The sequence below is a fragment of the Arthrobacter sp. PvP103 genome (genome assembly GCF_017833075.1).
Classification (GTDB): domain Bacteria; phylum Actinomycetota; class Actinomycetes; order Actinomycetales; family Micrococcaceae; genus Arthrobacter.
Window position 1 is genome coordinate 2,672,565 of the sequence record NZ_JAFIBQ010000001.1, and the last position, 25,751, is coordinate 2,698,315.

The window sequence follows — 25,751 nt, forward strand, 5'->3', positions numbered from 1 at the left end:
CTTTCAGTTTGTTAGCGCTAACAATTAGGAGCAACCGCAGAGCGGCGGAAACTATTGGAGGAATTGATGGACGTCATAGCAGACGGTTCCGACAGCTACGTTGTCGGCGTGGACTACGGCACGCTGTCCGGACGGGCCGTGGTGGTCCGCGTTCGGGACGGCAAGGAACTGGGCAGCGGCGTTTTTGAGTACCCGCATGCCGTGGTCACTGAGGCCCTTCCGGCGGATCTGGCGGGCGTAACGGAAGGAGCCGCTGCGCGGCTTCCCGGGGAATGGGCCCTGCAGGTGCCTGATGACTACCGCGAAGTCCTGCGCCGGGCGGTGCCCGCTGCCATAGCCGACGCCGGGATCGATCCCGCCGCCGTGGTGGGCATCGCCACCGACTTCACGGCCTGCACCATGGTCCCGGTCAAGGCCGACGGCACACCGCTGAACGAGCTTCCCGGATTCGCCAACCGCCCGCATGCCTACGTCAAGCTGTGGCGCCACCATGCCGCCCAGCCGCAGGCGGACCGCATCAACGCCCTGGCCGCCGCCCGCGAAGAAAGCTGGCTGCCGCGCTATGGCGGGCTCATCTCCTCCGAATGGGAGTTCGCCAAAGGGCTCCAGCTGCTGGAGGAGGACCCGGGAGCATACGCCGCAATGGACCACTGGGTGGAGGCCGCCGACTGGATAGTCTGGCAACTGTGCGGCAACTACGTCCGCAACGCCTGCACCGCCGGGTACAAGGGCATCTACCAGGACGGTGGCTATCCGTCCGAAGAATTCCTGTCCGCACTGAACCCGGACTTCAAGGATTTTGTCAGTTCCAAGCTGGAGCACACCATTGGCCGGCTCGGCGACGCCGCAGGCAGGCTGACGGCCGAGGCCGCGGCCTGGACCGGGTTGCCGGAAGGCATCGCCGTGGCCGTGGGCAATGTGGACGCGCACGTCACGGCCCCGGCGGCGAAGGCCGTGGAGCCCGGTCAGCTGGTGGCCATCATGGGCACTTCCACCTGCCACGTCATGAACGGCGACGAGCTGCGGGAAGTCCCGGGCATGTGCGGTGTGGTGGACGGCGGGATCGTGGACGGGCTGTGGGGCTACGAAGCGGGCCAAAGCGGTGTGGGCGACATCTTTGGCTGGTTCACCAGCAACGGCGTCCCGCCCGAGTACCACCGGGCTGCCGCCGAACAGGGCCTGGGCATCCACGAATACCTGACGGACCTGGCATCCCGCCAGGCCATCGGCGAACACGGGCTCATCGCCCTGGACTGGCACTCCGGGAACCGCTCCGTGCTGGTGGACCACGAACTGTCCGGCGTTGTGGTGGGCCAGACCCTCGCCACTCGGCCTGAAGACACCTACCGCGCGCTGCTGGAAGCCACGGCCTTCGGCACGCGCACCATTGTGGAGGCATTCCGCGACTCGGGAGTTCCGGTCAAGGAGTTCATCGTGGCCGGCGGCCTGCTGAAGAACAAGCTGCTCATGCAGATCTACGCAGACATCACCGGACTGCCGCTTTCCACCATCGGGTCCGCCCAGGGGCCGGCGCTGGGCTCGGCGATCCACGCCGCCGTCGCGGCAGGTGAATTCCCGGACATCCGCGCCGCAGCCGCCGCCATGGGCTCAGAGCCCGGCGGGGTCTATATTCCGATTCCGGAAAATGTTGCCGCCTACGAGGAACTCTTCCGCGAGTACCGCGCGCTGCACGACTACTTCGGCCGCGGCACCAACAGCGTGATGCACCGCCTCAAGGCGATCCAGCGTGGGGCCAGGCCGTCGTTTGCCGCCGCCGCTGAGGCGACCTCCATCGAAGCAGCAGGAGAGGAGGTGCCGGCATGAGCAGTCTCCTGGAAACCATTGCGCAGGTGCGGCGCGAGGTGTGCGAACTGCATGCCGAGCTGACCCGCTATGAACTGGTGGTGTGGACAGCCGGCAACGTCTCCGCCCGTGTTCCCGGACAGGACCTGATGGTCATCAAACCGTCCGGAGTCTCGTATGCAGACCTCACCCCCGAGAGCATGGTTGTCACCGACCTTTACGGCGCCCCGGCGGACGGGGAGTGGGCCAATCCGCCGTTCTCGCCGTCGTCGGACACTGCGGCGCATGCATACGTCTACCGGCATATGCCGGAAGTGGGCGGCGTGGTGCACACGCACTCCACCTACGCTACGGCGTGGGCGGCCCGCGGAGAGGCCATTCCTTGCGTGCTGACCATGATGAGCGACGAATTCGGCGGCAGCATCCCGGTGGGTCCGTTCGCGCTGATTGGCGACGACTCGATCGGCCAGGGAATCGTGGAGACGCTGCGGAACTCCACATCGCCGGCGGTCCTGATGCAGAACCACGGCCCGTTCACCATCGGCAAGGATGCCCGGTCCGCGGTGAAGGCCGCCGTGATGTGTGAGGAAGTGGCGCGCACCGTCCACATCTCCCGGCAGCTGGGCGAACCGCTCAGCATCGACCAGGCAAGCATCGATTCCCTCTATGCCCGCTACCAGAACGTTTACGGCCAGTAGCGCCGGCCACCCACACTTCTTCAGGAGAGCCCCCATGAGCAACCCCAATTACACATCCGCCAACGGAACATCGCTCAGCCAGTACGAGGTCTGGTTCCTCACCGGCAGCCAGCACCTGTACGGCGAGGACGTCCTCAAACAGGTCGCAGCGCAGTCGCAGGAGATTGCCGACGCGCTGAACGGATCCTCAGACGTTCCGGTCAAGGTGGTCTGGAAGCCCGTCCTTACGGATTCGGACGCCATCCGCCGCACCGCGCTGGAAGCCAATGCCGACGATTCCGTGATCGGCGTGACGGCATGGATGCACACGTTCAGCCCGGCCAAGATGTGGATCCAGGGCCTGGACCTGCTGCGTAAACCGTTGTTGCACCTGCACACCCAGGCCAACGTTGAGCTGCCTTGGGCGGACATCGACTTCGACTTCATGAACCTCAACCAGGCCGCCCACGGCGACCGCGAATTCGGCTACATCCAGTCCCGCCTGGGCATCCCCCGCAAGACCGTGGTGGGCCACGTGTCCAACCCGGAGGTCACCCGGCAAGTGGGCGTCTGGCAGCGCGCGTCCGCCGGCTGGGCCGCCGTCCGCACTCTGAAACTGACCCGCTTCGGCGACAACATGCGCAACGTGGCCGTCACCGAAGGCGACAAGACCGAGGCCGAGCTCCGCTTCGGCGTCTCTGTGAACACCTGGTCCGTGAATGAGCTCGCCGACGCCGTGCACGGCGCCGCGGAGTCCGACGTCGACGCGCTCGTTGCGGAGTACGAGCGCCTCTACGAAGTGGTCCCCGAGTTGAAGGCCGGGGGAGCGCGGCACGAATCGCTGCGCTACAGCGCCCGGATCGAACTGGGCCTGCGCAGTTTCCTCGAGGCCAACGGCTCGGCCGCGTTCACCACCTCCTTCGAGGACCTGGGTGAACTGCGCCAGCTGCCCGGCATGGCCGTGCAGCGGCTGATGGCGGACGGCTACGGCTTCGGCGCCGAGGGCGACTGGAAGACCGCCATCCTGGTCCGCGCCGCCAAAGTGATGGGCTCTGGCCTGCCCGGCGGTGCATCACTAATGGAGGACTACACCTACCACCTCGCCCCCGGCCAGGAAAAGATCCTGGGCGCGCACATGCTGGAGGTCTGCCCGTCGCTGACCGCCACCAAGCCGCGCGTCGAGATCCACCCGCTGGGCATCGGCGGCAAGGAAGACCCCGTCCGCATGGTCTTTGACACCGACGCCGGCCCTGGCGTTGTAGTGGCGCTGTCCGACATGCGCGACCGCTTCCGCCTCGTGGCGAACGCCGTTGACGTCGTGGACCTGGACGAGCCCCTGCCCAACCTCCCGGTGGCGCGTGCGCTGTGGTCTCCGAAGCCGGACTTCGCGACCTCCGCCGCGGCCTGGCTGACTGCCGGCGCGGCCCACCACACGGTGCTCTCCACCCAGGTGGGCATGGACGTGTTCGAGGACTTCGCCGAGATCGCGAAGACCGAGCTCCTCACCATCGACGAGGGCACCACCATCAGGCAGTTCAAGAAGGAACTGAACTGGAACGCCGCCTACTACAGGCTGGCCGGCGGGCTCTAAGGGGTTCAGCTCAGCCCCTCGGCTGTCCGCTCAGCCCCCCGAGGCGGGGCGGGCAGCGAGGGTGACCTTGGCTTCCTTGGCTTCCGTGCCCCGGCGGTAGCCGACGTTAACGGTCTGGTCCGGGTTCTTGCCGCGGAGTTCGGCGAGCAGGTCCTCGGGTGAGGCCAGTTCCTTGCCGTCCAAGGAGACAAGGACGTCCCCGGGCCGGATGCCCGCACGGTCCGCGGGGCCGCCGTCCACCACCGAGAGCACCAGGGCGCCGCGGGTGTTTTCCAGTCCCAGCGTGTCTGCGATCTGCGAGGTGATCTCGCCCGGGCGGAGTCCGATGAAGGCGTGGTCCGCTGTCCCGTCCTCGCGCAGCTGCCCGGCTACCCGGACGGCGGTCGCCGCGGGGATCGCGAAGCCCAGCGCCACCGCCCCGGACTGCGGCGGGATGTACGCCTCGCTGATGCCGATCACCTCGCCCCGGGAATTCACCACCGCGCCGCCGGAGTTCCCGGGGCTGATGGCCGCATCAGTCTGGATCAGGTCCACCAGCGACTGGCTGCTGGCCGCCGACCCCGGGATCTCGCGGTGCAAACCGGAGATGATGCCCGCCGTCGCCGTGTTTTCGAAACCCAGCGGAGAGCCGATCACGATTGCCAGTTCGCCCACCCGGGGGAGTTCGGACTGGAACTTTGCGGCAGGAAGCCCTGTGCGCTTCGCCTCCACGAGGGCCAGGTCCGAAATGGCATCCGTGGCCTTGACTGTGCCTGCAACCCGTTGGCCGTCGGCAAAGGCGATCTCCACCTCGGTGTTGCCCCGCACCACATGCTCGTTGGTGAGGATCAGTCCCTCCGCCGCGAAGACCACGCCGCTGCCCAGTCCGCCGTGGGTGAGCACCGTGACAACGGACGGCTGGACGTTCTCCACGATGGACGGGATGTCCGCGGCAGCCTGCGGGGTGCCCGGCCGGGTAGCGGGGGCTGTCCCGGAGGAGCCTGTAGCAGGGGATCCTGCAGCTGAGGAGGACGCAGGGGCCGGGCGCTGGTCCGCCCCCGTGCATCCGGTCACGGCGGAGCCCAGGATTGCCAAGAGGGCCAGGGCTGCGCCGGCCCGGACGCCGGTCCCGGCTCGCGCTGAGATCATCGGACTCCCTTTCGCTGGCCTGGTTTTTAGAGGCGCCGGCCTCACAGATCTTTGCCCTTAAAAAGTAGCCCGCCGTTCCCTAAGGGCCATAGGTCCGGAAGTCCCCTCTTGACGTCCTGATGTTGAACGCTAACAATGGTTTTCTATAACGTTGTAGAAAATATGAAAACGAGGATGCCTACGTGAGCACTACCGAATCCGCCGCAGGCCGGATAACCGCCAAGATCACCCTGGACGCGGCCTTCACCGTAGGGCCGGTCCGGCGCCGCACCTTCGGCGCTTTTGTGGAGCACCTGGGACGCTGCGTCTACACCGGCATCTTCGAGCCGGGCCACCCGAAGGCCGACGGGGACGGCTTCCGGACGGACGTCCTGGAACTTACCCGCGAGCTGGGCGTGTCCACGGTGCGCTATCCGGGCGGGAACTTTGTCTCCGGCTACCGCTGGGAGGACGGCGTGGGGCCGGTGGAGGAGCGGCCGGCGCGGCTTGATCTGGCATGGCACTCCACCGATCCCAACCACGTTGGCGTGGACGAGTTCGCCAAGTGGTCCGCCAAGGCCGGCGTCGAGCCGATGATGGCCGTGAACCTGGGAACCCGGGGGACCCAGGAGGCCCTGGACCTGCTGGAGTACTGCAATATCGACGGCGGCACGGCCTTTTCCGACCAGCGCCGGGCCAACGGGGCCGAAAACGGCTACGGCATCAAAATGTGGTGCCTGGGCAACGAGATGGACGGCTTCTGGCAGATCGGCCACAAGAACGCAATGGAATACGGCCGGCTCGCTGCCGACACCGCCCGCGCCATGCGGATGGTGGAGCCGGACCTGGAACTGGTGGCCTGCGGCAGCTCCGCGCCCACCATGGCCACTTTCGGTGAGTGGGAGCGCGTGGTCCTGACCGAAACCTACGAACTCGTGGACCTGATCTCCGCCCACCAGTATTTCGAGGACTTCGGCGACCTGCAGGAACACCTCTCCTCGGGCCACCGGATGGAGGCGTTCATCAAGGACATCGTGGCGCACATCGACCACGTGAAGTCGGTCAAGAAGTCCACTAAACAGGTGAACATCTCCTTCGACGAGTGGAACGTCTGGCACATGAGCCGCGACGAATCCAAGACGCCCGCCGGCAAGGACTGGCCCGTGGCCCCCGTGCTGCTCGAGGACCGCTACACCGTGGCGGACGCCGTGGTTGTGGGCGACCTCCTCATCACGCTGCTCCGCAACACCGACCGCGTCCACTCCGCCAGCCTGGCGCAGCTGGTGAACGTCATCGCCCCGATCATGACAGAACCCGGCGGCCGCGCCTGGAAGCAGACCACCTTCCACCCGTTCGCCCTGACGTCGGAGCACGCCAAGGGCACGGTGCTGCAGCTCGCCGTCGAGTCCCCGCGGCTCAGCGGCGGCAAGACCGCGGACTTTGCCGCGCTGTCCGCCGTGGCCACCTTCGACGCCGCCGCCGGGGAAGCCGTGGTGTTTGCCGTGAACCGCTCGGCCACTGACTCAATCACGTTGAGCGCCGCCGTCGCCGGGCTGGGCAACGCGAAGGTCATCGAGTCGGTCACGTACGCCAACAAGGACCCGTACTGGCAGGCCACGGCGGACGACTCCACCTCGGTGCTGCCCGGCCAAAACGTCAGCGTAAAGCTCGACGGCGGCCGTCTCACCGCGGAGCTCCCCGCCGTCTCCTGGAGCATGATCCGCCTGGCCGTCGACGGGGCGGGCAGCTAGTCCTCGAGCAGTGCCGGGTCGAGGTGAACGGGGGCGTCCAGGTCGCGTGTGCAGACCAGGACGTCCCCTTCCACATGCAGCCGTGCAGCGTGGATGCTGGTGCGCTGCTCCCGGACAGCCCGGGACGGATCCGCCAGGCCATTGGCCATCTCGGTGTCCTGCCAGTCCGGATGAGTGAAGTAGAAGATGTAGGCGTGATCGCCCTGCGTGACCACATCCGCGTGCCGCCCGTAGGTGGCGTCGTCCGCGCCGGCGCCCGGAGCGTCCAGGATGAGGCCGCCGCCGGCTTCCTGCCGGGTCCAGGACAGGCCGTCGGCCGAGCGGTGCACGGCCTGGCCGCGCCATTCGTCCACCACCATCCAGTACCAGCCGCCCAGCCGGAAAACGTTGGGACCTTCGTGGGCGGGCAGCCCGATCACCTGGCCCTCGGCCCGCCAGCGACCGTCAGCTTCTTCCGGGGCTCCTTCCCGGACCGCCGACCAGGTGGTGGAGCCGTCCACTTCGTCTTTGAACCAGAGGCGCGGACGGCCGTCCGCGACTACCGCGAACGCCGCATCGATGACGTTCTCGGAGCCGACGTCCACCCGGCTTTCGAACGTCCACTGCTCCAGGTCTGGACTGGTGAAATGCACAAGCCGACGCCTGGTCTGCTCGGCCCAGGTGCCCGGAGCGCCCGCGCCCCAGGTCAGGAACATGTGATATCCGCCGTCGTGCCACACGACTTCCGGGGCCCAGTGCGTGTTCAATCCGGGGGAGTCTTCCGGATCGAGCCCCTCCACCACGCCGCGGTACTGCCAGGTTGCTCCGGCGTCGGTGGAGACGGCAATTCCGATCCGGGTGCCGGTGATCCAGTCAACGCCGCCTGTGGCGAGTGTGGCGCGGCGGGCCGTGTAGAACATCCACCACTCGCCCGTGCCGCGACGGTGGATGACGGTGGGATCGGCGGCGCCGTCAAACACCGGGCAGCGGAAGAGGGGGGATGCGGCAGGCGGCATGGCTGATCCTTCGGGACTTGCGGGCGGCGGGCCGGTTCGGATGCTGCGGCCAGGCCCAATTCTATAACGTTGTATAGTGCCTGGACAGGGCAAAAACCGTGCCGGTCTGCAACGATGTAGCTGAAAGTGTTGCCGGGAAGGGAATCACCTGTGGCTGTGACCATGAATGACGTTGCGCGCGCCGCCGGCGTCTCGTTGAAGACCGTGTCCAATGTGCTCAACGATTACGAGTTCATCCGGCCGGCCACCAGGCAAAAAGTGCTGGATGCCATCGCGGAACTGGGCTACGAAGCCAACCTGACGGCGCGAAGCCTGCGCTCCGGGAAGACCCGCATGCTGGGGCTGGTGCTGTCCGACCTCTCCATCCCGTATTACGCGGAACTCGCGTCCCGGCTGATGACCGTTGCGGCCGCCCGCGGCTACCGCGTCCTGGTGGAGCAGTCCGGGGCCACCGCCGCGAACGAGCTGAGTGCGCTCCAGGGCCCGTTCCGCCAGCTCACGGACGGTCTGCTTTTCACCCCGCTGACCCTTGATGCCGGAACCGTCGCCGCGCACCGGGGCGCCAAGCCGGTTGTCATGCTGGGGGAGCACATTGCGGATCCGCGGTTCGACCTCGTGACCATGAAGAACGCCGAGGCCGCAGCGGCGATCACCGGCCATCTCCTCGCAGGGGGCCGGCGCCGCATCGCCGTCCTGGGTGCCTCGGCAGGAGACACAACGGACAGTCCCGGCCTGCGCCTGAACGGCTACCGGCAGGCATTGGATGCTGCGGGAGTGGACTTCGATCCCGCGCTGGTGGTGCAGTGCGACTGGCGGCGCGACGGCGGTGCCTCCGCAGTGGGCGGCCTGCTCGGCAGCGGCGTCCGGTTCGACGCCGTTTTTGGCCTGAATGACGCCATCGCGCTGGGCGCCCTGCACGAGCTCCTGATCCGCGGCATCAGCGTGCCGGAAGACGTCGCAGTGGCAGGCTTCGACGACATCGATGAGGCCCGTTTCGCGTCGCCGTCCCTCACGACGGTGTCGCCCGGCATGGCGGAAATCGCCGAGCGTTCCGTCGCACTGCTCGTCGACAGGATCGAGGGCGTGGAGCCTGCCGCGGAGGGCCTCCGGGTCGAGGCCGGTTTCGAGCTGAAGATCCGGGACTCGGCCCCCTAGGTCGGAGCTGAGCCGGAACCCGGCACGTAACGTACGGCTAATTAGGGCACGTTTGAGTTGCTTAATTCTCGACCTTGGGTGATCCTCGTATGAGGCAAGCCTAACCTTGGCTCCGATAATTGAGGCTCTACGTTAATGACAGCAAACTACTTGATCGGCCTGCGCGAAGGCCTTGAGGCGACTCTCATCGTCGTGCTCCTGATGGCATATCTCCTCAAGACCGGGCGGCAGCACCTGCTGCCCAGGCTTTGGGCCGGCGTCGCAGTGGCCGTCTCCGTGTCGGCGGGGTTCGGTGCGCTGCTTACCTTCGGTCCGCGCGGGCTCACGTTCGAGGCGCAGGAAGCCATCGGCGGCGGCCTTTCCGTGGTGGCCGTGGGACTGGTGACCTGGATGGTCTTCTGGATGGCCCGTACCGCCCGTTCCCTCGGCACCGAACTCCGCTCGCAAGTGGACAGGGCGGCAGATGGCGCCGGCTGGGGGCTGGCCGTCGTCGCCGCGTTGGCTGTTGGCCGGGAAGGCCTTGAAACTGCGCTCTTCCTGTGGGCGGCGGCCCAGGCCACCGGAGAGTCGGCAACGCCGCTCTTCGGCGCACTGCTGGGGCTGGCCACTGCCGTCCTGCTCGGATTCCTGCTCCACCGCGGAGTCCTCAGGATCAACCTCGGAGCGTTCTTCACCTGGAGCGGCGCCGCGCTTGTCGTCATCGCCGGGGGCGTGCTTGCCTACGCCGTCCATGACTTCCAGGAGGCCGGGATCCTCCCTGGACTCCACAGCCTGGCCTTCGACGTTTCGGCGGCCGTCCCGCCGTCGTCCTGGTACGGGACCGTCCTCAAAGGCACCCTGAACTTCTCACCTGCCACCACCTGGCTGGAAGCGGCAGCATGGCTGCTGTATGTCCCGGCCGTGCTGTTCTTCTACCTTCGTTCCAACCGCCGCGGCCGCGCATCATCGCAGCCGGACACAGCCGCCCGGGCTGCCGTAACGGCTTTCTGACCCCCACCCCTCGCATCCCCCAAAGGAACACCTCCATGCCCAGCCCCAGCCTGCCCGAATTTGACCGCTCAGCGGCCGCCCGCACGCCCGGCCGCCGGCACAGCGCGGCCGCCCGCCTGGCAGCGGCAGCCGCCGTCGCAGTCCTTCCGCTGACAATGGCCGCCTGCACGGACAACGCAGCGCCGGCCTCCACGGCCGGGGCTGCGGGCCCCATCCAGGTCACCAGCACCGGCGATGCCTGCAAGATGTCCACGGCGTCCGCGAAAAGCGGCAACCTCACTTTCGCGGTCCAGAACGACGGCGAGCAGGTCACCGAGTTCTACCTGCTGGCGGAAGACGGGTTGCGCATCCTGGGCGAGGTGGAAAACATCGGGCCGGGACTGACCCGGAACCTGGTGGTCACGGTCCCTGCCGGGAAGTACACCACTGCCTGCAAGCCCGGAATGGAGGGTGACGGCATCCGGGCCGGCTTCGAGGTGACGGAATCAGGCAGCCAGCCCGCGGTGGACAGCGACCTCAAGGCGCTGAGCGACCATGGGACGGCCCAGTACGTGGCCTACGTCAAGGACCAGACCGAACAGCTCCTGGCCGGGACCAAGAAGTTCGCCGAGGCGTACGCGTCCGGCGACGCGGCCACGGCAAAGAATCTCTATGCCGCAACGCGCATGCACTGGGAACGCATCGAGCCGGTAGCCGAGTCTTTCGGCGACCTCGATCCCAAGCTGGACGCCCGCGAAGCGGACCTGGCCGAAGGCGAGGAATGGACCGGCTGGCACCGCGCGGAAAAGGACCTGTTTCCGCCGGCCGGCTTCCAGCCGCTGGCCGCACCGGAGCGCGAAAAGCTCGCGGCGCAGCTGGTGGCGGACACGGAGGAACTGGCCCAGCGCACGCGGACCGTGGAGCTCACCGCGGACAAGCTGGGCAACGGAGCCAAGGAACTGCTGGACGAGGTAGCCACGGGCAAGGTCACGGGTGAAGAGGAAATCTGGTCCCACACCGATCTCTGGGACTTCCAGGCCAACGTGGACGGCGCGCGGATTGCCTTCGAAAACCTCAAGCCGGTGCTGGCACAGAAGGACCCGGAGCTTTCCAAGAGCCTCGACACCAAGTTCGCCGCCCTGCAGGCCGAACTGAAGACCCACGCCAAGGGCGACGGTTTTGCCTATTACAACGAACTGAGCCCCGAGCAGGTCCAGCGCCTCGCCGCCCTGGTGGACTCCCTGGGTGAGCCGCTGTCCAACCTCACCGCGGCAGTCGTACTGTGAGCGGCTGCCCCTTCGGCGGCGGCCAGGACGGGGTGGGGGACGCCTCCCAGGCCCCGGCCTCAGCTGACAGCGCCCCCAACGGTGCCGCGGACGCCAAAGCCGCCGCCGCCCGCGGCGTCTCTCGACGGGGCCTGCTTTCCTTCGCCGGGGTCGGTGGCGCCGGGGCGCTTGCCGGAATTGCCGCCGGGCTGTGGGGCCGCGACGCCGTCTTCGCGGCAGAGCCGGCCGTGGAACCGGCTGATGACACCGTCCCGTTCCACGGGGAGCGCCAGGCCGGAATTACGACGGCGGCGCAGGACCGGCTGCACATGGCGGCCTTCGATGTCCTCACCGAGGACCGCGACGAGCTGATCCGGCTGCTCACGGACTGGACGGCCGCCTCGGAGGCCATGACGCAAGGCCGCGAAACCGGCGAAACCGGCGCGGCCGGCGGCTCCTATGACGCCCCGCCGCAGGACACCGGCGAGGCCTTGGGACTCAGCGCCGGCAAGCTCACCGTGACCTTCGGCTTTGGTGCCAGCCTGTTCGAAAAGGACGGAAAGGTGCGGTTCGGGCTCGAGGGCAGGCGCCCTGATGCCCTCATCGACCTGCCGCATTTCCCGGGCGATGACCTGCAGGCGGGACGCAGCGGCGGGGACATCATCGTGCAGGCCTGCGCTGACGATCCCCAGGTGGCCGTCCACGCCGTCCGCAACCTGGCCCGGCTGGGGTTCGGCAAGGTCCGCGTCCGCTGGTCCCAGCTGGGCTTCGGGCGCACGGCCTCCACGTCCCGCGCACAGCAGACGCCCCGCAACCTGTTCGGTTTCAAGGACGGCACCAACAACCTCAAGGTCGAAGACACGGAGCTGCTGGAGAACCACGTCTGGGCCGGGGCAGGCACCCGGCCCGGAGAAGCCTGGATGGAGGGCGGAAGCTACCTTGTGGCCCGCCGCATCCGCATGCACATCGAGATCTGGGACCGGACGTCCCTGGGCGAGCAGGAAGCCCTGATCGGACGGACCAAGGCCGAGGGCGCCCCGCTGTCCGGCGGCAAGGAATTCACCGCCCCTGATTTCACCATCAAGGGCAAGGACGGCAAGCCCCTGATGGGCATGGACTCACATGTCCGGCTGGCCCATGCCGACCAGAACGGCGGCGTCCGGATGCTGCGCCGCGGGTACAACTACACGGACGGATCCGACGGGCTTGGGCACCTCGACGCCGGGCTGTTCTTCATCGCCTTCGTCAAGGACCCGCGCACGCACTATGTGCCCATGCAGATGGCGATGGCCAAGCAGGACACCCTGGCCGTGGAGTACCTCAAGCACACCGGCTCCGCCCTGGCCGCGGTGCCGCCGGGCACGAGGCCCGGCGGCTTCATCGGAGAAGGCCTCTTCAGCTGACGCTGGCGGCGCCTGCAGCTGAAGCGGAGCGCTCCTCCCCGGCGAGGTAGGCGAACAGCTGACGCAGCCCGAAGCGCCAGGGCGGAAGCTCTTCGGCGGCACCCACCGTGTTGACCAGGGCGCCGAGGTGGCGGCTGCGGATGGTGACCACGTCCCCCATCTTGTGGGTGAAGCCCTGCCCGGGTTCGTCCCGGTCCTGCGTGGGCGCGAACAGTGTGCCCGTGAAGAGCGCGAAGCCGTCCGGGTACTGGTGGTGGCTGCCGAAAGTCGCGGCCACCAGCTCCTCGAACGGCCGGCTGATCCGGGCCACCGTGTTCCGGCCTTCGAGCCGGTACCCGTCCGCGCCCTCCACCCGGAGCAGGATCTCTTCCTGCCGCAGGGTCTCGAGGGTGAACCCACCGTCGAACAGCCGGATCAGCGGCCCCAGGGCGCTGGAGGCGTTGTTGTCCTTGGCCTTGCCCAGCAGCAGGGCACTCCGTCCTTCAACGTCGCGGAGGTTCACGTCATTGCCGAGCGTCGCACCCACCACCTTGCCCCCGGACGTGGCGATCAGGACCAGCTCCGGCTCCGGATTGTTCCAGGAGGAGAACGCAGGAATTCCGACGCCGGCACCCAGTCCGACGGATGACAGCACGGGCGCCTTGGTGAAGACCTCGGGGTCGGGGCCGATGCCCACCTCGAGGTACTGCGACCACAGCCCTTCGGCCATCAGCACGCGCTTGGCTTCGGCGGCCTCGGGGGAGCCCGGCCGTACCTCGCCGATACTGCCGCCCAGCGCCTTGCCCACGAGGTCACGCACTTCGGTAGCCCGGCCAGCATCCCCGCCGCAGCGCTCCTCGATGACCCGCTCGATCATGCTGTCCACGAACGTCACCCCGCAGGCTTTGATGACCTGCAGATCAACGGGGGCCAGCAGGTGCGGACGCGTGATGTCCTGCCTCAGGGACGCACTGACGACGTCCGCCGTCTTCCACCGCGGCGTACTCATGGCGGCACGCACGTCCGCCGCCGGATCCGCTCGTTCCAGCAGCTCCGACACTGTGCCGGCGAGGTGCTGCAGGTCGAACACATCCCCGCCCTGAACCGCCACAACCCGGGGGCCGGAGGTTTCCACGTCCCACAGGCGGCCGATGAGGAGCGCATCCTCCGCATCCTCCGGAAGGACTGCCGCGACCGGAGCCGGCAGCGCCGTCACGGCTGGCCGTCCGGCTGTGCGGACGGCCGCTGCCAAACGCCGTCGACCCTTTGCGGGACGTTCCACGGGTTCGCATCCTGCAGCGGCTCCGGCAGCCGCGGCTCCGGAAAGGACTGGAAGGCCACCGGCCGGAGGAAACGCCGGATGGCGGCCGTCCCCACGGAGGTGGTGCCCGACGTCGTGGCCGGGTACGGCCCGCCGTGGTGCTGGGCGTAACTGACGGTCACCCCCGTTGGCCAGCCGTTCCAGAGCAGGCGTCCGCTGATGTCCGCGAGCCTGCCGGCAAGTTCGGCGACGTCGTCGTCCGGTTCCGCCTGCAGGGTGGTTGTCAGCTGGCCTTCCAGGAGGCCGGCAAGGGCGGCGAGCTCGGAGTCGTCGTTGTATTCGACCACCAGGCTGGCCGGTCCGAACATCTCCTGGCGGAGGATGCCGGGATCCCGGCGGACAGCATCGGCCGTGGTCATCAGGACGGTGGGCGCCGGCGACTCGGCGAAATCGCCGTCCACCAGCACCTGCACGCCCGCCGTGTCCCGCAGCCCGGCAACTGCCTGCCGGAACCCTTCGTGCAGCCGTTGGCTGAGCAGCGGCGCCGGCGCGAAGTCCGCGAGGGCTTTCCGGAGGCTGTCCCGGACCTTCTCAGTTTCCCCGGCCGGGAGGAAGAGCACACCCGGCTTGGTGCAGAACTGACCCATTCCCAGGGTGAAGGAGCCGGCAAAGCCGCCGAGGATCTCCTCGCGGCGCGCGGACCAGGCGTTGCCGGTAACGAAAACGGCATTGATGCCGCCCAGTTCGCCAAAGAACGGGATCGGTTCGGGCCGCGCAGCTGCACGGTCGAACAAAGCCCGGCCGCCCGCCGTCGAACCCGTGAACCCGATGGCCTTCACCAGCGGGTGGTCAACCAGCGCCTCCGCAGCCTGGCGGCCGGTGACCAGGGAGAAGAGGCCCGACGGCGCCCCGGCAGCCTCGAGTGCGGTGGTCACCGTTTCGGCCGTGCGGACCGCAAGTTCCCGGTGTCCGTCGTGTGCCTTGTGGACGACGGCGCAGCCGGCCGCCAGGGCCGACGCGGAGTCACCGCCCATCACACTGAAGGCGAACGGGAAGTTGGACGCCCCAAAGACGCCGACCACGCCGAGCGGCACGTTGTAGCGGCGAAGGTCGGGCCGCGGCCCCATGCCCCAGGCGGCATCCTCATGGTCGATCGTCGCGTCGAAGTGCTCGCCGCGGCGGATCTCGTCGGCGAAGAGCCGGAGCTGGAAGACGGTGCGCTTCAGCTCGCCCTGGAGTCGTGGTTCGGCGAGGTGGGTTTCCGCGGCCGCGATTCCGATGAGGGTCACAGTGTCGCCTTCCAGGCCGGCGGCCACCGCTTCGAGCCAGGCTGCCCGTGTTCCGGGACCTGCCAGGCGGGCTTTTTCGAAGGCAGCGTGGGCGGCCTCGACTGATGCGTTCAGCTGGCCGGCGGTGGTGTTCATCGGCCGGCTCCGGCAGGTGCAAGGCTCGCGCCGGTGACGGCGGCGCGGTTGCCCACTTCAAGCCACCCTGCGCCGGAGGGGAATTCCCAGCGCGTCCGTGAGGCGCTGAGCATCTCGGCGCCGGTGCCCGGGCGTTCCGGGGCGGCATAGCGTCCGCCAACGATCCGCACCGGTTCGGCAAAGTGTTCGTGTAGGTGGTCCACGTATTCGATCATGCGGCCGTCCTGGCTGCCGGTGATGGCGGCGTAGTCGAAGAAGGAGAAGTGCTGGACCAGCTCGCACAGGCCAACGCCTCCGGCATGCGGGCAGACCGGGACGCCGAACTTGGCGGCCAGCAGCAGGTTGGCGATGTTCTCGTTGACGCCGCCCACCCGGGTGGAATCCAGCTGCAGGACGTCGATGGCCCCTGCCTGAAGCAGCTGCTTGAACACAATACGGCTGGCTACCGCCTCGCCCGTGGCGACGCGGACCGGGGCTACTCCCTTCCGGATGTCCGCATGGCCCAGGATGTCATCGGTGCTGGTGGGCTCTTCGATCCAGTAGGGATTGAACTCGGCCAGCTGGTTGACCCATTCAATCGCCTCGGACACTTCCCAGCGCTGGTTGGCGTCGATGGCGATGGGCAGGTTGCCCACGGCCTGCCGGGCGAGGGCCATGCGGCGGCGATCGTCGGCGAGGTCGCCGCCGACCTTGAGCTTGATCATGGAGAAGCCCGCTGCGGCGGCCTCCTTGCTGAGCCGGACCAGCTTCTCGTCGCTGTAGCCCAGCCAGCCCGGCGACGTGGTGTAGGCGGGGTAGCCGTCCGCCCTGAGGCTTGCGATGCGGGCCGCCTTGCCGTCCTGGCCTGCGCGCAGGATGTCCAGGGCTTGCTGCGGATTCAGGGCGTCACGGATGTGGGTGAAGTCGACGACGTCAACGATCTCTTCCGGGGACATTTCGCTCAGGAGCAGCCAGAGCGGCTTGTTTTCGCGGCGGGCGCGGATGTCCCAGAGCGCGCTGACCAGCGCGCCGGCCGCCATCTGGGTGACACCTTTCTCCGGGCCGAGCCAGCGGAGCTGCGAGTCGTGGATGAGGCGCTTGGAGGCGCTCCCGAGGTCGTAGATCAGTTCCTCGATGTCCCGGCCCCGCAGCAGCTCCGCGTAGGAGTTGATGGCCGCCGTGAGGATTTCGCTGCCGCGGCCGCAGCTGAACACAAAGCCGTGGCCTTCATCGCCCGCATCGGTGCGGATGACGACGTAGGCGGCTGAGTAGTCGGGGTCAACATTGACTGCGTCGGACCCATCGAGTTCCAGGGACGTGGGAAACCGGACGTCCTGCGTGGTGATGGATGTGATGGAAGGCATGGATCTCTTCTCTCGGGCGATCTGAAAGGTGTAGTGATTTCCTATATGAATTTCCACAATCATATAGGAACTGTGATCCAGATCAAGTAGCGATGGCAAAAAAGAACCCCGGCCGAGGGGCCGGGGCGCTGGACTTAATCCACGATGTGCCGCCTGGGCGGGCCGCCGTCCTCCAGCGGCGCGAGGTCTGCATGGCCTTCGAAGGCCTGGGCGAAGCGGGCAAACGAGTTCCGGATGTGCTCCGCCATGGCCGCTTCGGCCCGTTCGGGCTGGCATGCCCTGATGGCCTCGCGGACGGCCGAGTGTTCGGCGACGGTGATGGCGCCGTCGACATCGGCCGGGTAGAGGCGGAAGGTGTGCAGGTGGCAGTGCGTCTGCGCGAAGGCGTGGCGGACCACGGTGTTGCCGGCGGCGGCCAGGATCGTGTCGTGGAAGCGGGTGTCGTGGGCCACCAAGTCCTGCCGCAGGTCTCCCGAGGACGTCATGGCACCGCGGAACGCCGTAATTTCCTTCTCGAGTGCGGCGGAGGGATTGGCCAGCCGGTCAACGGCCGCCGAACGCGCCGCCCAGGGCTCCACCAGCAGGCGGAACTCGAAGAGGGAGCGCAGTTCGGCCAGGTCCAGCAGGGGCGTGGTGCTGTAGCCCCGGCCGGGGTTGTAGACCACCAGGTTGTCGCCCTCGAGCCGCTGCAGCACTTCGCGCACCGGCGTCTGCGATACGCCCAGGCTCCGCGATACGGCGTCGATGTTGATCCGCGTGCCGGGTGCGATTTCGCCTTCGAGGATGGAGGCGCGCATGGACGAATACACATCGCTGACGGCTGCTTTGCCGCGGGAGATATCGGAAGACTGACGTGGGGGCACGCGCTGACCTCTTAGTGCTGGTTGGGTGTGTTGTTCGGGTGGGAGTCGCTGGGGGAATCATATTCCACCGGGCCATTCGCCGGGCATGGGGGTGCCGCTGCGCACGTTTTTTGAGGGGGACTTGATCCGGATCACATTTTCTATATGATTAACCAGATTCCTATATGATTTGGCATCGATATCTTCGGTGTCTTCCCCCGGCGCCACAGGCGCCCGAAGCCATGTTCACGTCGAAGGAGACCACATGACTGCGCTCGGAAGTAAAGTTGCCAGTACGTCATCCCCAAAAAATCCCCGCCTCATGACCCGGAAGCGCTGGGTCATTATCTGGCTTGCCTTCATCGGGCTGAGCATCAACTACCTGGACCGCTCCAGCCTCAGTGTTGCGTTGCCCTTCATGGGCAAGGACTTCGAACTGACCGCCACCCAGCAGGGCCTGATCTTTGCCGCCTTCTTCTGGGCCTACGACTTCTGCCAGCTGGCTGCCGGTTGGTACGTGGATAAGGTCGGACCGCGCAAGTCCTTCTCCTTGGCGGCGCTCTGGTGGTCCGTGTTCACCATGGTGACCGCCGCGGCGACGAGCTTCTGGTCCCTCTTCGCGGCCCGCTTCCTCCTGGGCGTCGGCGAAAGCCCCGCGCCCAGCACGGCAGCCAAGGTGGTGGCCACCTGGTTCCCCGTCCGTGAACGGGCTTTTGCCACAAGCATCTGGGATTCGGGTTCCCGGGTGGGGGCCGTCATTGCGCTTCCCATCGTTACCCTGATCGTGGCGCTGACGTCTTGGCACGCGGTATTCATCATCATCGGCATCGCCGGCGTGATCTGGGCGGCCGTCTGGTGGAAGGTGTACCGCAGCCCCCAGGAGCACCCCGGTGCCAACGCCGCCGAAGTGGCGTACATCGAAGAAGGGGGCGCCCGCGGCGAAGGCAGCGACGACGCCAACGCCGCCAAGCTGCCGTGGCGCTCGCTCTTCAAGTACCGCACCATCCTCAGCATGATGTTCGGCTTCTTCTGCTTGAACAGCGCCATCTACTTCTTCATCACCTTCTTCCCGAGCTACCTCGTGAAGGAACGCGGATTCGACTTGCTCAAGCTTGGCTTCTTCGGTGCCATCCCCGGCATCTGCGCGGTGCTGTGCGGCTGGCTGGGCGGATACCTGGCGGACCGCGCGGTCCGGGCCGGGGCATCCGTTACTAAGGTCCGCAAGACCGCTATCGCTGGCGGCCTCGCAGGTGGCTCGGTCATCATGTTTGCCGCCCTCGTGCCGGAAGCCTGGATGGCCCTGGCGCTGCTTTCCGTTGCCTACTCAAGCCTTACCGTCGCAGCGACCGGCATCTGGTCGCTACCCGCGGACGTTGCCCCGAGTTCCAAGCACGTCGGATCCATCGGCGGACTTCAGAACTTCGCCTCCAACCTGGCCGGAATCTTCACCCCGATCCTCATCGGCGTGCTGGTGGACCAGACGGGTTCCTTCGTGGCCCCGCTGGCGGTCATCGGAGCCATCTCGCTCGTGGGTGCCGCCAACTACCTCTTTGTCATGGGCAAGATTGAACCCCTGAAGGTCAAAGAGCCCGTAGCGGTCGCATAACCGCAGAAAGGGCGGCGGCAACCCGGACAGGTTGCCGCCGCCTGACGCGTCCGCTGCTGAGGCGGAACGAGGGCAAGCAGGACGTCCGCGGCCGGTCACGGTGCTGTGTTGGCGAGCTCAGCCTCCAGCCGTTCCACGTCGGCCCGGTGGCAAAGTTCGGTGGCAGGGGTCATGACGGTGGCACTGCCGGCGGCCACGGCGGCCCGGAACGCCGCGTCCAGCGGTTGCCCCTGCGCTAGCCGGAGTACGAAAGCACCCAGGAAACTGTCGCCGGCCCCCACCGTGCTGACCACCGGCACCTTCGGCACCGTTAGCCGGATGAGGCCGGACTTCGACGCGAGCAGGGCACCGGACTCGCCGAGTGTCAGGGCGACGTGTTCCGCCGCCCCGTCAGCCACCAGGGCGGATGCGGCGTCCACCTGGCTCTGCTCACTGTCGAGGGCGGCACCGAAATGCGTCCCCAGCTCGCGGAGGCTCGGTTTAACCAGGAACACTCCCGCAGCCAGCGCCTCGGTGAGTGCCGGCCCGGAGGCGTCGACGACGCAGTGGGCACCGGCCTGACGTGCCAGGCGGGCAACCCGCGCATAGAAGTCGTCCGGGACTCCCGGCGGAAGGCTGCCGCTGGCCACCACGTAGCCGCCCATCGGCATGGAAGCGGCCACAAGGTCCAGGCAGGCCTGCCACTCCGGTTCCCTGAGCTCCGGGCCTTGAAGCACGAACCGAAACTGTTTCCCGGTGGACGTCTCATCCACGGTGAAGTCCTGGCGGGTGCTCCCTTGGATGGGGACCGCCAGCGTCGGGATGCGCTCCGCTTCGATCAGCCGGCGGTAGGCTTCCCCCGTGGGTCCGCCTGCGGTGTACACCGCCAGGGTTTGTCCGCCCAGGCGCTGGATTACCCTCGCCACGTTGATGCCGCCGCCGCCCGGGTCGAGGCGGCTCGCGCCGCACCTGAGCTTATGGCCGCTGCTGACCTGCTCGGTTGAGGTGCTGATGTCCAATGCCGGGTTCACCGTCAGGGTGAGAATCGGCTTACTGCCCAACTGCTGCGAGGCGTCCATGGCCCCAGCATAGGAGACGCCGGGACCTGAAGGGCTGACGGCAACCCGTCCCAACTGCCACACTGTTGCTGATGCAGGCATTCTTCGACGGACTCCTCAACGCCAGCCCGGTACTGGTGGCCTGTGTTGTGTTCGCGTTCGTTTTCGCCGAGGACGCCCTCTTTATCGGCTTTGTCATTCCCGGCGAAACCGCGGCGGTGGTGGGAGGTGTAATCGCCGGCAAGGGCAGCATCCCGCTCGCGGCGATGATTGCCGTAGTGGTCTCCGCCGCGATCCTGGGCGACACGGCGGGGTACGAAATCGGCAAGCACCTGGGCCCCCGGCTGATGTCGCTCAAGACCTTCGACCGGAAGCGCCACCAGCTGGAGAAAGCCCAGGAGTTCCTGAAGCGGCGGGGCGGTCCGGCCATCTTCCTTGGCCGCTTCACCGCCTTCTTCCGCGCCGTGATGCCGGCACTGGCCGGCTTGAGCGGCATGCCCTACCGGCGCTTCGCGCTGTGGAACATCACCGGCGGCGTGCTGTGGGGGAGTCTGTTCGTGACACTCGGATACCTTGCCGGGAACCTGTACGACGAAGTGGCACGCACTGCCGGAAGTGCCGCTGCCATCGTTGTTGCCGCAGTGGCAGTCGGCGTGCTGGTCACATGGCGGATCCGCCGGCATCGGCAGTCGACGGCTGCAGACAGCAGCGCGCATCCACAACGGTGACCCCCAAGGCGGCAACTCCTTACCAAGGTTGACTGGGCAGCGGAGGCGCGGGTGGTCCTAGGCCGCGATGAATAGGGCCCAGTCGGGGAAGGGGTCGGCGGGTAATGGTGGCCCGGTCTCTCCGGGACCGGGGGCGCCGGGGTTGCCCTCGGCGCCGGCGGGTAGGTCCGGCCAGTGGGGTGGTTCCCAGTCCGGTACCCACTCCGGGTCGTCGTCCTCCACCGCGGGGTCTTCGCCTGCGGGGTTGCCCTCCGCTCCGGCGGGTAGGTCGGGCCAGTGTGGTGGTTCCCAGTCCTGTTGTTCGCTGGGGTAGGAGCGTCCTGCGGGTGAGATCCAGCCCGGTGGCTGGTCCCGGGTGGCCCCGACCGGCGTCCATGCTGTGGTGTGTTTGAGCCGGTGGTGCTTCGGGCATGGCTGGCCCAGGTTGGTGATACCGGTGCCGCCACCTGCGGACCAGGCCAGCAGGTGGTCCGCTTCGTTATCCAGGGAGTGGTTGTTGCAGCCGGGAAACGGGCACCGGCCGTCCCGAAGCCGCAGCCATTGGCGCATCGCTTTCGGAACCGGGTATCTGCTGCGTCCGATCTCCAGCGGCGCCCCGCTGCGCGGGTCGGTCAGCACACGCAGGAACGATCCGGCGCCCTCGCCGAGAAGCCGTCGGGCCATGGACGGCGGAACAGGACCATACCCGTCCAGGGTGGCCGGTTCCGTCCCCGCGCCCAGCAGCGACACCACCGGGACGGTCACCAACACCTGCGCCTTCGGCGACGGAACACCCTCGGCAACGCCGGCGATGAGCCAGTCAGCGGCGACGTCCGCACGGAGCTGGGTCAGGGTCCGGGATTCGGCCGGGCCCTGCAGGGCACGCGCCGCGTCCGTGGCACGGGCCCACACCCCCGCTGCCACGTCCGCACTCACATAGGCCGAGAGCCAGGCCATCCCGTCCCGGTCCGGGGCATAGTCCAGCCGGCGGTCCTCCACGGCCTTGCGGTGGCGTGCTTCGAGGCTGACCGGATGGTGCCGCTCACGCCAGCTGCGCGCCTTGGCCCGGAACCTGCCCGGCACCAGCTGCCCGGCCGGGCAGCCCCGCGCAGCAAAGGGAGCCCCGGGGTCCAGGAAATGAGCCTCCAGGGCAGCAGCCGCGACCGGGTCCAGACCGGATGTTTCATCACACATGATGCGCGCGTGCTGCCACGAAATGCCCCCAGCCCGCAGCGCGGACAGCGTCAGCGGCAACCCGGTACTCAGAAGGGCTGACTCCGCCAGGAACGCCGCTGCCGACCGTTCACCCACCGTCAGGACACAGGCCACCTCCGCCGTGACCGCCATCTCCTGCGCGGTGCGCTCCCGCGGGGAAACGGCCGGGGCCGCCAAGGCCGCGGCAGCGCGGACGTACCCGGCGGCGAAGTGCACCTTCACCGCGGCCAGCATGGCCTCCAGGCCACCCACCCCCGCCAGGCCGTCCAGGCACGCGTCCGCCTCGTCCCGCAAAGGATCAGCACCAGACGAGGCCAGGTTCCCGGCGCCGTTCCCGGCCCCGCGGCCGGCACACGCAGCCAACGCAGCAAGGGAGGCCCCCATGGCCTCCAACGTCTCCGCAACCGCCTTGCCGTCCATACCCACAGCATGACAGCAGGGTCTGACAAAAACCCGGCATCAGGGTTGCCCTGGCACACACCGCCGGAAGCGCCGCCACCTCGCCGCGTGCCAACCTGACATCCGTGGCCCGGCCGCTGCAGGAAATGGGCGCACGGCGCTCCAGTTCTGCGGCTGGCGGACTGGCGGACAAGGAAGTACTGGAAACCCATGTTGAACTGGCCACCCGGCCGCCGGTCAGGGGCTCCACTGCAGCCCCCGCCACCTGATTTCTTCCGCAGCGTGCCGAACATTACACCACTTCGACTTAGTTCGTTGTGGTGTATCGGGAATAAGGGTGCGATGGTGTAGGTTGCATTCCCGTCAGGGCAAGAACATCAGAAAAGAGAAACACCCAAAGTGGCAACCGATTACGACGAAGTACGATCCGACGTCAAGGAATCCCAGGAGAACTCCCTGGAGGCGCTCCAGTCCGCCAACGCCCCCGACGCGCGAAGCGTTGTCCGGGAACTGGATGAGACCGACGCCCTCGATGACGGCATGGTCCCCGGCGGCGAGTTCGTCGCCGAGGAACTGGTAGTCCAGGTCATCCCGCAGGCACAGGATGAATTCACCTGCTATTCCTGTTTCCTGGTCCGGCACCGGTCCCAGATCGCCCGCGAAAAGAACGGCCACGCCTATTGCGTTGAATGTGAAGGCTAAGGGCCGCCGCGCCGTCTCCCGCCGCCCCTGAACCGGGAGACGGGCCCCGGAAATCTCGCGGAAACGTGACCGGCCTACTGTGGTTACACAAGCAGTACGTTGAAGGGATTTTCGATGCATCTGATGCCCCGTGAGCAGGAAAAGCTCATGATCGTGGTCGCCGCAGACCTTGCCCGGCGCCGACAGGCCCGCGGCCTGAAGCTGAACTTCCCTGAATCCGTGGCAATCATCAGCTACGAACTGATCGAGGGCGCCCGGGATGGGCGGACCGTCGCCGACCTCATGAGCTACGGCACCACGCTGTTGACGCGGGACGACGTCATGGAGGGCGTGCCGGAAATGATCCACGACGTCCAGATCGAAGCCACGTTCCCGGACGGCACCAAGCTCGTCACTGTCCACGATCCGATCCGATAGGGCCGGCCATGATTCCAGGCGAGTATGTTCTTGGTTCCACGCCCGTGGTGGTCAACGCCGGACGCGACGCGATCGACGTCGTCGTTGTTAACACCGGTGACCGGCCCGTCCAGGTGGGTTCGCACTACCACTTTGCTGAAGCGAACGCCGCCCTTGAGTTTGACCGCACTGCTGCCCACGGCCGCCGGCTGGACATTCCGGCGGGCACCGCGGCCCGGTTTGAGCCGGGGGACAGCAAGACGGTCCGGCTTATCGAGCTGTCGGGCAGCCGCGAGGTGTACGGCCTCAGCAACGCCGTCAACGGCACGCTCGATGCCGGCAATGCCCGGCAAGAAGCGAAGACGGAGGCCAAATGAGCTTCGAACTGACCCGCAGGCAGTACGCGGACCTCTACGGCCCTACGACGGGCGACTCCATCCGCCTCGCGGACACCGAGCTGTTCCTTGAGATAGAAAAGGACCTCACGGTCTATGGCGAGGAAGTGGTGTTCGGCGGCGGCAAGGTAATCCGCGACGGCATGGGCCAGAACGGCCAGGTGACGCGGGATGAAGATGTGCCGGACACCGTCATCACCAACGCCGTCATCCTCGACTACACCGGCATCTACAAGGCGGACGTCGCGATCAGGGACGGCCACATCATCAAGATCGGTAAGGCCGGCAACCCGCAGATCACCGACGGCGTGGACATCGTGATAGGCGCCAGTACCGAAATCATCGCCGGGGAACGGAAGATCCTCACCGCCGGCGGCGTGGACACGCACATCCACTTCATCTCCCCGGACCAGGTGCCCACCGCGCTCACCAGCGGCGTGACCACCATGGTGGGTGGCGGAACAGGGCCGGCCGAAGGCACCAAGGCCACCACCGTCACGCCCGGCAAATGGCACATCCAGCGGATGCTGCAGGCCACCGAGGGAATGCCCATCAACATCGGGCTGTTCGGCAAGGGCCACGCCTCCGCCGTCGAACCGCTGGCCGAGCAGATCCGGGCAGGCGCCATCGGGCTCAAGGTCCATGAGGACTGGGGTTCCACCACGTCCTCGATCGACAACTCCCTGAAGGTGGCGGACGAATACGACGTCCAGGTAGCCATCCACACCGACACCCTCAACGAGTGCGGTTTCGTGGAGGACACTATCCGTGCCATTGGCGGCCGGGTGATCCACACCTTCCACACCGAGGGTGCCGGCGGCGGCCACGCCCCGGACATCATCAAGATCGCGGGGCTGCCCAACGTGCTGCCCGCGTCCACCAACCCCACGCTTCCGTACACACGCAACACCATCGAAGAGCACCTGGACATGCTCATGGTGTGCCACCACCTCAACCCGGACATCCCGGAAGACGTGGCGTTCGCCGATTCCCGAATCCGCGCAGAGACCATTGCTGCCGAGGACGTCCTGCAGGACCTGGGCATCTTTGCCATCACGTCCTCGGACTCCCAGGCCATGGGCCGGGTGGGTGAGGTGATCACCCGCACCTGGCAGGTGGCGGACAAGATGAAGAAGCAGCGCGGCGTGCTGAAGGACCCGGCCGGCGGTGCCCATGGTTCCGAAGACAGCGACAACTTCCGGCTCAAGCGCTACGTGGCGAAGTACACAATCAACGCCGCCATCGCGCAGGGCATGGCCGACTCCATCGGCTCGGTGGAGGAAGGCAAGTTCGCTGACCTGGTGCTTTGGGACCCCGCGTTCTTCGGAGTGAAGCCGGAGCTGGTGCTCAAGGGCGGCCAGATCGCCTACGCCCTCATGGGCGACGCCAATGCCTCGATCCCCACGCCGCAGCCGCGCACCATGCGCCCCATGTTCGCGGCGTTCGGCAAGGCGGTGCAGCAGTCCTCCATAACCTTCCTTTCGCAGGCCGCGATCGACGCCGGGGTCCCGGAAGAGCTGGGCCTGCAGAAGGTCATCCGGGCCGTGTCCGGGATCCGCTCGCTGTCCAAGGCCGACCTCAAGTACAACGACGCCACGCCGGACATCCAGGTGGACCCGGAAACATACAAGGTGACGGTGGACGGCGACGACGTCACGTGTGAACCGGCCGACGTCCTGCCCATGGCCCAGCGCTACTTCCTCTTCTAGAATCCCGACCCCGGAGCCCC

General features: G+C 67.3%; 23 protein-coding genes. 15 read left to right on the forward strand and 8 right to left on the reverse strand.

The window, feature by feature from the left end:
* Nucleotides 1-66: 66 nt before the first annotated feature.
* Genes araB through araA form a run of 3 tightly spaced genes read left to right on the forward strand, consistent with a single transcriptional unit; the run spans nucleotide 67 to nucleotide 4,071 of the window.
* Entirely contained in the window at nucleotides 67-1,824 is a 1,758-nt protein-coding gene (gene araB, locus JOE41_RS12325; RefSeq protein ID WP_209752502.1) for a ribulokinase, read from the forward strand.
* Nucleotides 1,821-2,501, forward strand: a complete 681-nt coding sequence (locus tag JOE41_RS12330; RefSeq protein WP_209752503.1) for an L-ribulose-5-phosphate 4-epimerase — start codon at nucleotides 1,821-1,823, stop codon at nucleotides 2,499-2,501. The genes araB and JOE41_RS12330 overlap by 4 nt, the downstream gene beginning before the upstream one ends.
* Nucleotides 2,502-2,535: 34 nt before the next feature.
* The gene (gene araA, locus JOE41_RS12335) at nucleotides 2,536-4,071 is read left to right on the forward strand and encodes an L-arabinose isomerase (RefSeq protein WP_011690095.1); all 1,536 of its coding nucleotides are present in this window, start codon (nucleotides 2,536-2,538) and stop codon (nucleotides 4,069-4,071) included.
* Between the two features lie 30 nt (nucleotides 4,072-4,101).
* Here the strand turns inward: araA and JOE41_RS12340 are convergent, their stop codons facing one another.
* Complete coding sequence (locus JOE41_RS12340) at nucleotides 4,102-5,199, reverse strand: S1C family serine protease (RefSeq protein ID WP_011690096.1); 1,098 nt, start codon at nucleotides 5,197-5,199, stop codon at nucleotides 4,102-4,104.
* 182 nt (nucleotides 5,200-5,381) lie between these two features.
* On the opposite strand from JOE41_RS12340, the gene JOE41_RS12345 reads away from it, so the two are divergent.
* Nucleotides 5,382-6,929 (forward strand): alpha-N-arabinofuranosidase, encoded by a 1,548-nt coding sequence (locus JOE41_RS12345; protein ID WP_209752504.1) that lies wholly within the window; start codon nucleotides 5,382-5,384, stop codon nucleotides 6,927-6,929.
* Here JOE41_RS12345 and JOE41_RS12350 read toward each other — a convergent pair.
* Nucleotides 6,926-7,924 (reverse strand): family 43 glycosylhydrolase, encoded by a 999-nt coding sequence (locus JOE41_RS12350; protein WP_209752505.1) that lies wholly within the window; start codon nucleotides 7,922-7,924, stop codon nucleotides 6,926-6,928. The genes JOE41_RS12345 and JOE41_RS12350 overlap by 4 nt on opposite strands.
* A 150-nt stretch (nucleotides 7,925-8,074) precedes the next feature.
* Between JOE41_RS12350 and JOE41_RS12355 the strand changes: the two genes are divergently transcribed.
* The 4 genes from JOE41_RS12355 to efeB all read left to right on the forward strand — a co-directional run bounded on the left by JOE41_RS12355 (nucleotide 8,075) and on the right by efeB (nucleotide 12,716).
* Nucleotides 8,075-9,079 (forward strand): LacI family DNA-binding transcriptional regulator, encoded by a 1,005-nt coding sequence (locus JOE41_RS12355; protein ID WP_209752506.1) that lies wholly within the window; start codon nucleotides 8,075-8,077, stop codon nucleotides 9,077-9,079.
* Nucleotides 9,080-9,214: 135 nt separating this feature from the next.
* The gene (efeU, locus tag JOE41_RS12360; RefSeq protein WP_209752507.1) at nucleotides 9,215-10,069 is read left to right on the forward strand and encodes an iron uptake transporter permease EfeU; all 855 of its coding nucleotides are present in this window, start codon (nucleotides 9,215-9,217) and stop codon (nucleotides 10,067-10,069) included.
* A gap of 35 nt (nucleotides 10,070-10,104) precedes the next feature.
* Nucleotides 10,105-11,334: an iron uptake system protein EfeO gene (efeO, locus tag JOE41_RS12365; RefSeq protein ID WP_209752508.1), complete on the forward strand. Its 1,230-nt coding sequence runs from the start codon at nucleotides 10,105-10,107 to the stop codon at nucleotides 11,332-11,334.
* A complete protein-coding gene (gene efeB / locus JOE41_RS12370; protein ID WP_307800697.1) occupies nucleotides 11,331-12,716 on the forward strand; it encodes an iron uptake transporter deferrochelatase/peroxidase subunit in 1,386 nt (461 codons plus the stop codon). The genes efeO and efeB overlap by 4 nt, the downstream gene beginning before the upstream one ends.
* Here the strand turns inward: efeB and JOE41_RS12375 are convergent.
* From JOE41_RS12375 to JOE41_RS12390, 4 genes are all read right to left on the reverse strand, one after another.
* Nucleotides 12,709-13,911 (reverse strand): fumarylacetoacetate hydrolase family protein, encoded by a 1,203-nt coding sequence (locus JOE41_RS12375; RefSeq protein WP_209752509.1) that lies wholly within the window; start codon nucleotides 13,909-13,911, stop codon nucleotides 12,709-12,711. The genes efeB and JOE41_RS12375 overlap by 8 nt on opposite strands.
* Nucleotides 13,908-15,380 carry an aldehyde dehydrogenase (NADP(+)) gene (locus tag JOE41_RS12380; protein ID WP_209752510.1) on the reverse strand — a complete coding sequence of 491 codons (1,473 nt, stop codon included), beginning with the start codon at nucleotides 15,378-15,380 and terminating at the stop codon, nucleotides 13,908-13,910. Before JOE41_RS12380 ends, JOE41_RS12375 begins: the two co-directional genes overlap by 4 nt.
* Nucleotides 15,377-16,723 (reverse strand): L-fuconate dehydratase, encoded by a 1,347-nt coding sequence (locus JOE41_RS12385; RefSeq protein ID WP_011690105.1) that lies wholly within the window; start codon nucleotides 16,721-16,723, stop codon nucleotides 15,377-15,379. The genes JOE41_RS12380 and JOE41_RS12385 overlap by 4 nt, the downstream gene beginning before the upstream one ends.
* 134 nt (nucleotides 16,724-16,857) lie before the next feature.
* Complete coding sequence (locus tag JOE41_RS12390; RefSeq protein ID WP_209752511.1) at nucleotides 16,858-17,586, reverse strand: GntR family transcriptional regulator; 729 nt, start codon at nucleotides 17,584-17,586, stop codon at nucleotides 16,858-16,860.
* Between the two features lie 301 nt (nucleotides 17,587-17,887).
* On the opposite strand from JOE41_RS12390, the gene JOE41_RS12395 reads away from it, so the two are divergent.
* Entirely contained in the window at nucleotides 17,888-19,171 is a 1,284-nt protein-coding gene (locus JOE41_RS12395) for an MFS transporter (protein ID WP_232223568.1), read from the forward strand.
* 95 nt (nucleotides 19,172-19,266) lie between these two features.
* On the opposite strand, the gene JOE41_RS12400 is transcribed toward JOE41_RS12395, so the two are convergent.
* Nucleotides 19,267-20,310: a 1-phosphofructokinase family hexose kinase gene (locus tag JOE41_RS12400; protein ID WP_245200706.1), complete on the reverse strand. Its 1,044-nt coding sequence runs from the start codon at nucleotides 20,308-20,310 to the stop codon at nucleotides 19,267-19,269.
* Here JOE41_RS12400 and JOE41_RS12405 point away from each other — a divergent pair.
* The gene (locus JOE41_RS12405; RefSeq protein ID WP_209752512.1) at nucleotides 20,301-20,936 is read left to right on the forward strand and encodes a DedA family protein; all 636 of its coding nucleotides are present in this window, start codon (nucleotides 20,301-20,303) and stop codon (nucleotides 20,934-20,936) included. The two genes, JOE41_RS12400 and JOE41_RS12405, sit on opposite strands and share 10 nt — an antisense overlap.
* Nucleotides 20,937-20,993: 57 nt before the next feature.
* Here JOE41_RS12405 and JOE41_RS12410 read toward each other — a convergent pair whose 3' ends face one another.
* Nucleotides 20,994-22,550: an HNH endonuclease signature motif containing protein gene (locus JOE41_RS12410; protein WP_245200707.1), complete on the reverse strand. Its 1,557-nt coding sequence runs from the start codon at nucleotides 22,548-22,550 to the stop codon at nucleotides 20,994-20,996.
* 104 nt (nucleotides 22,551-22,654) lie between these two features.
* On the opposite strand from JOE41_RS12410, the gene JOE41_RS12415 reads away from it, so the two are divergent.
* The 5 genes from JOE41_RS12415 to ureC all read left to right on the forward strand — a co-directional run bounded on the left by JOE41_RS12415 (nucleotide 22,655) and on the right by ureC (nucleotide 25,731).
* Entirely contained in the window at nucleotides 22,655-22,798 is a 144-nt protein-coding gene (locus JOE41_RS12415) for a hypothetical protein (RefSeq protein WP_209752513.1), read from the forward strand.
* Nucleotides 22,799-22,928: 130 nt separating this feature from the next.
* Nucleotides 22,929-23,231: a DUF4193 domain-containing protein gene (locus JOE41_RS12420; protein ID WP_011690111.1), complete on the forward strand. Its 303-nt coding sequence runs from the start codon at nucleotides 22,929-22,931 to the stop codon at nucleotides 23,229-23,231.
* A 114-nt stretch (nucleotides 23,232-23,345) separates the two neighbouring features.
* Nucleotides 23,346-23,648, forward strand: coding sequence for an urease subunit gamma (locus tag JOE41_RS12425; RefSeq protein WP_011690112.1), 303 nt, complete (start codon nucleotides 23,346-23,348; stop codon nucleotides 23,646-23,648).
* Between the two features lie 8 nt (nucleotides 23,649-23,656).
* Nucleotides 23,657-24,004, forward strand: coding sequence for an urease subunit beta (locus tag JOE41_RS12430; RefSeq protein ID WP_209752514.1), 348 nt, complete (start codon nucleotides 23,657-23,659; stop codon nucleotides 24,002-24,004).
* A complete protein-coding gene (gene ureC / locus JOE41_RS12435; protein ID WP_209752515.1) occupies nucleotides 24,001-25,731 on the forward strand; it encodes an urease subunit alpha in 1,731 nt (576 codons plus the stop codon). Before JOE41_RS12430 ends, ureC begins: the two co-directional genes overlap by 4 nt.
* The last annotated feature ends 20 nt before the right edge of the window (nucleotides 25,732-25,751 follow it).

Excerpts from the sequence above, each read along its gene's own strand:
- JOE41_RS12330 (WP_209752503.1), top strand. The coding sequence starts at position 1,821 with ATGAGCAGTCTCCTGGAAACCATTGCGCAGGTGCGGCGCGAGGTGTGC.
- JOE41_RS12350 (WP_209752505.1), bottom strand. The coding sequence starts at position 7,924 with ATGCCGCCTGCCGCATCCCCCCTCTTCCGCTGCCCGGTGTTTGACGGC.
- JOE41_RS12380 (WP_209752510.1), bottom strand. The coding sequence starts at position 15,380 with ATGAACACCACCGCCGGCCAGCTGAACGCATCAGTCGAGGCCGCCCAC.
- efeO (WP_209752508.1), top strand. The coding sequence starts at position 10,105 with ATGCCCAGCCCCAGCCTGCCCGAATTTGACCGCTCAGCGGCCGCCCGC.
- ureC (WP_209752515.1), top strand. The coding sequence starts at position 24,001 with ATGAGCTTCGAACTGACCCGCAGGCAGTACGCGGACCTCTACGGCCCT.
- araA (WP_011690095.1), top strand. The coding sequence starts at position 2,536 with ATGAGCAACCCCAATTACACATCCGCCAACGGAACATCGCTCAGCCAG.
- JOE41_RS12340 (WP_011690096.1), bottom strand. The coding sequence starts at position 5,199 with ATGATCTCAGCGCGAGCCGGGACCGGCGTCCGGGCCGGCGCAGCCCTG.
- JOE41_RS12430 (WP_209752514.1), top strand. The coding sequence starts at position 23,657 with ATGATTCCAGGCGAGTATGTTCTTGGTTCCACGCCCGTGGTGGTCAAC.
- JOE41_RS12425 (WP_011690112.1), top strand. The coding sequence starts at position 23,346 with ATGCATCTGATGCCCCGTGAGCAGGAAAAGCTCATGATCGTGGTCGCC.
- JOE41_RS12395 (WP_232223568.1), top strand. The coding sequence starts at position 17,888 with ATGACCCGGAAGCGCTGGGTCATTATCTGGCTTGCCTTCATCGGGCTG.
- efeU (WP_209752507.1), top strand. The coding sequence starts at position 9,215 with ATGACAGCAAACTACTTGATCGGCCTGCGCGAAGGCCTTGAGGCGACT.
- JOE41_RS12400 (WP_245200706.1), bottom strand. The coding sequence starts at position 20,310 with ATGCCTGCATCAGCAACAGTGTGGCAGTTGGGACGGGTTGCCGTCAGC.
- JOE41_RS12405 (WP_209752512.1), top strand. The coding sequence starts at position 20,301 with ATGCAGGCATTCTTCGACGGACTCCTCAACGCCAGCCCGGTACTGGTG.
- JOE41_RS12385 (WP_011690105.1), bottom strand. The coding sequence starts at position 16,723 with ATGCCTTCCATCACATCCATCACCACGCAGGACGTCCGGTTTCCCACG.
- araB (WP_209752502.1), top strand. The coding sequence starts at position 67 with ATGGACGTCATAGCAGACGGTTCCGACAGCTACGTTGTCGGCGTGGAC.
- JOE41_RS12410 (WP_245200707.1), bottom strand. The coding sequence starts at position 22,550 with ATGGACGGCAAGGCGGTTGCGGAGACGTTGGAGGCCATGGGGGCCTCC.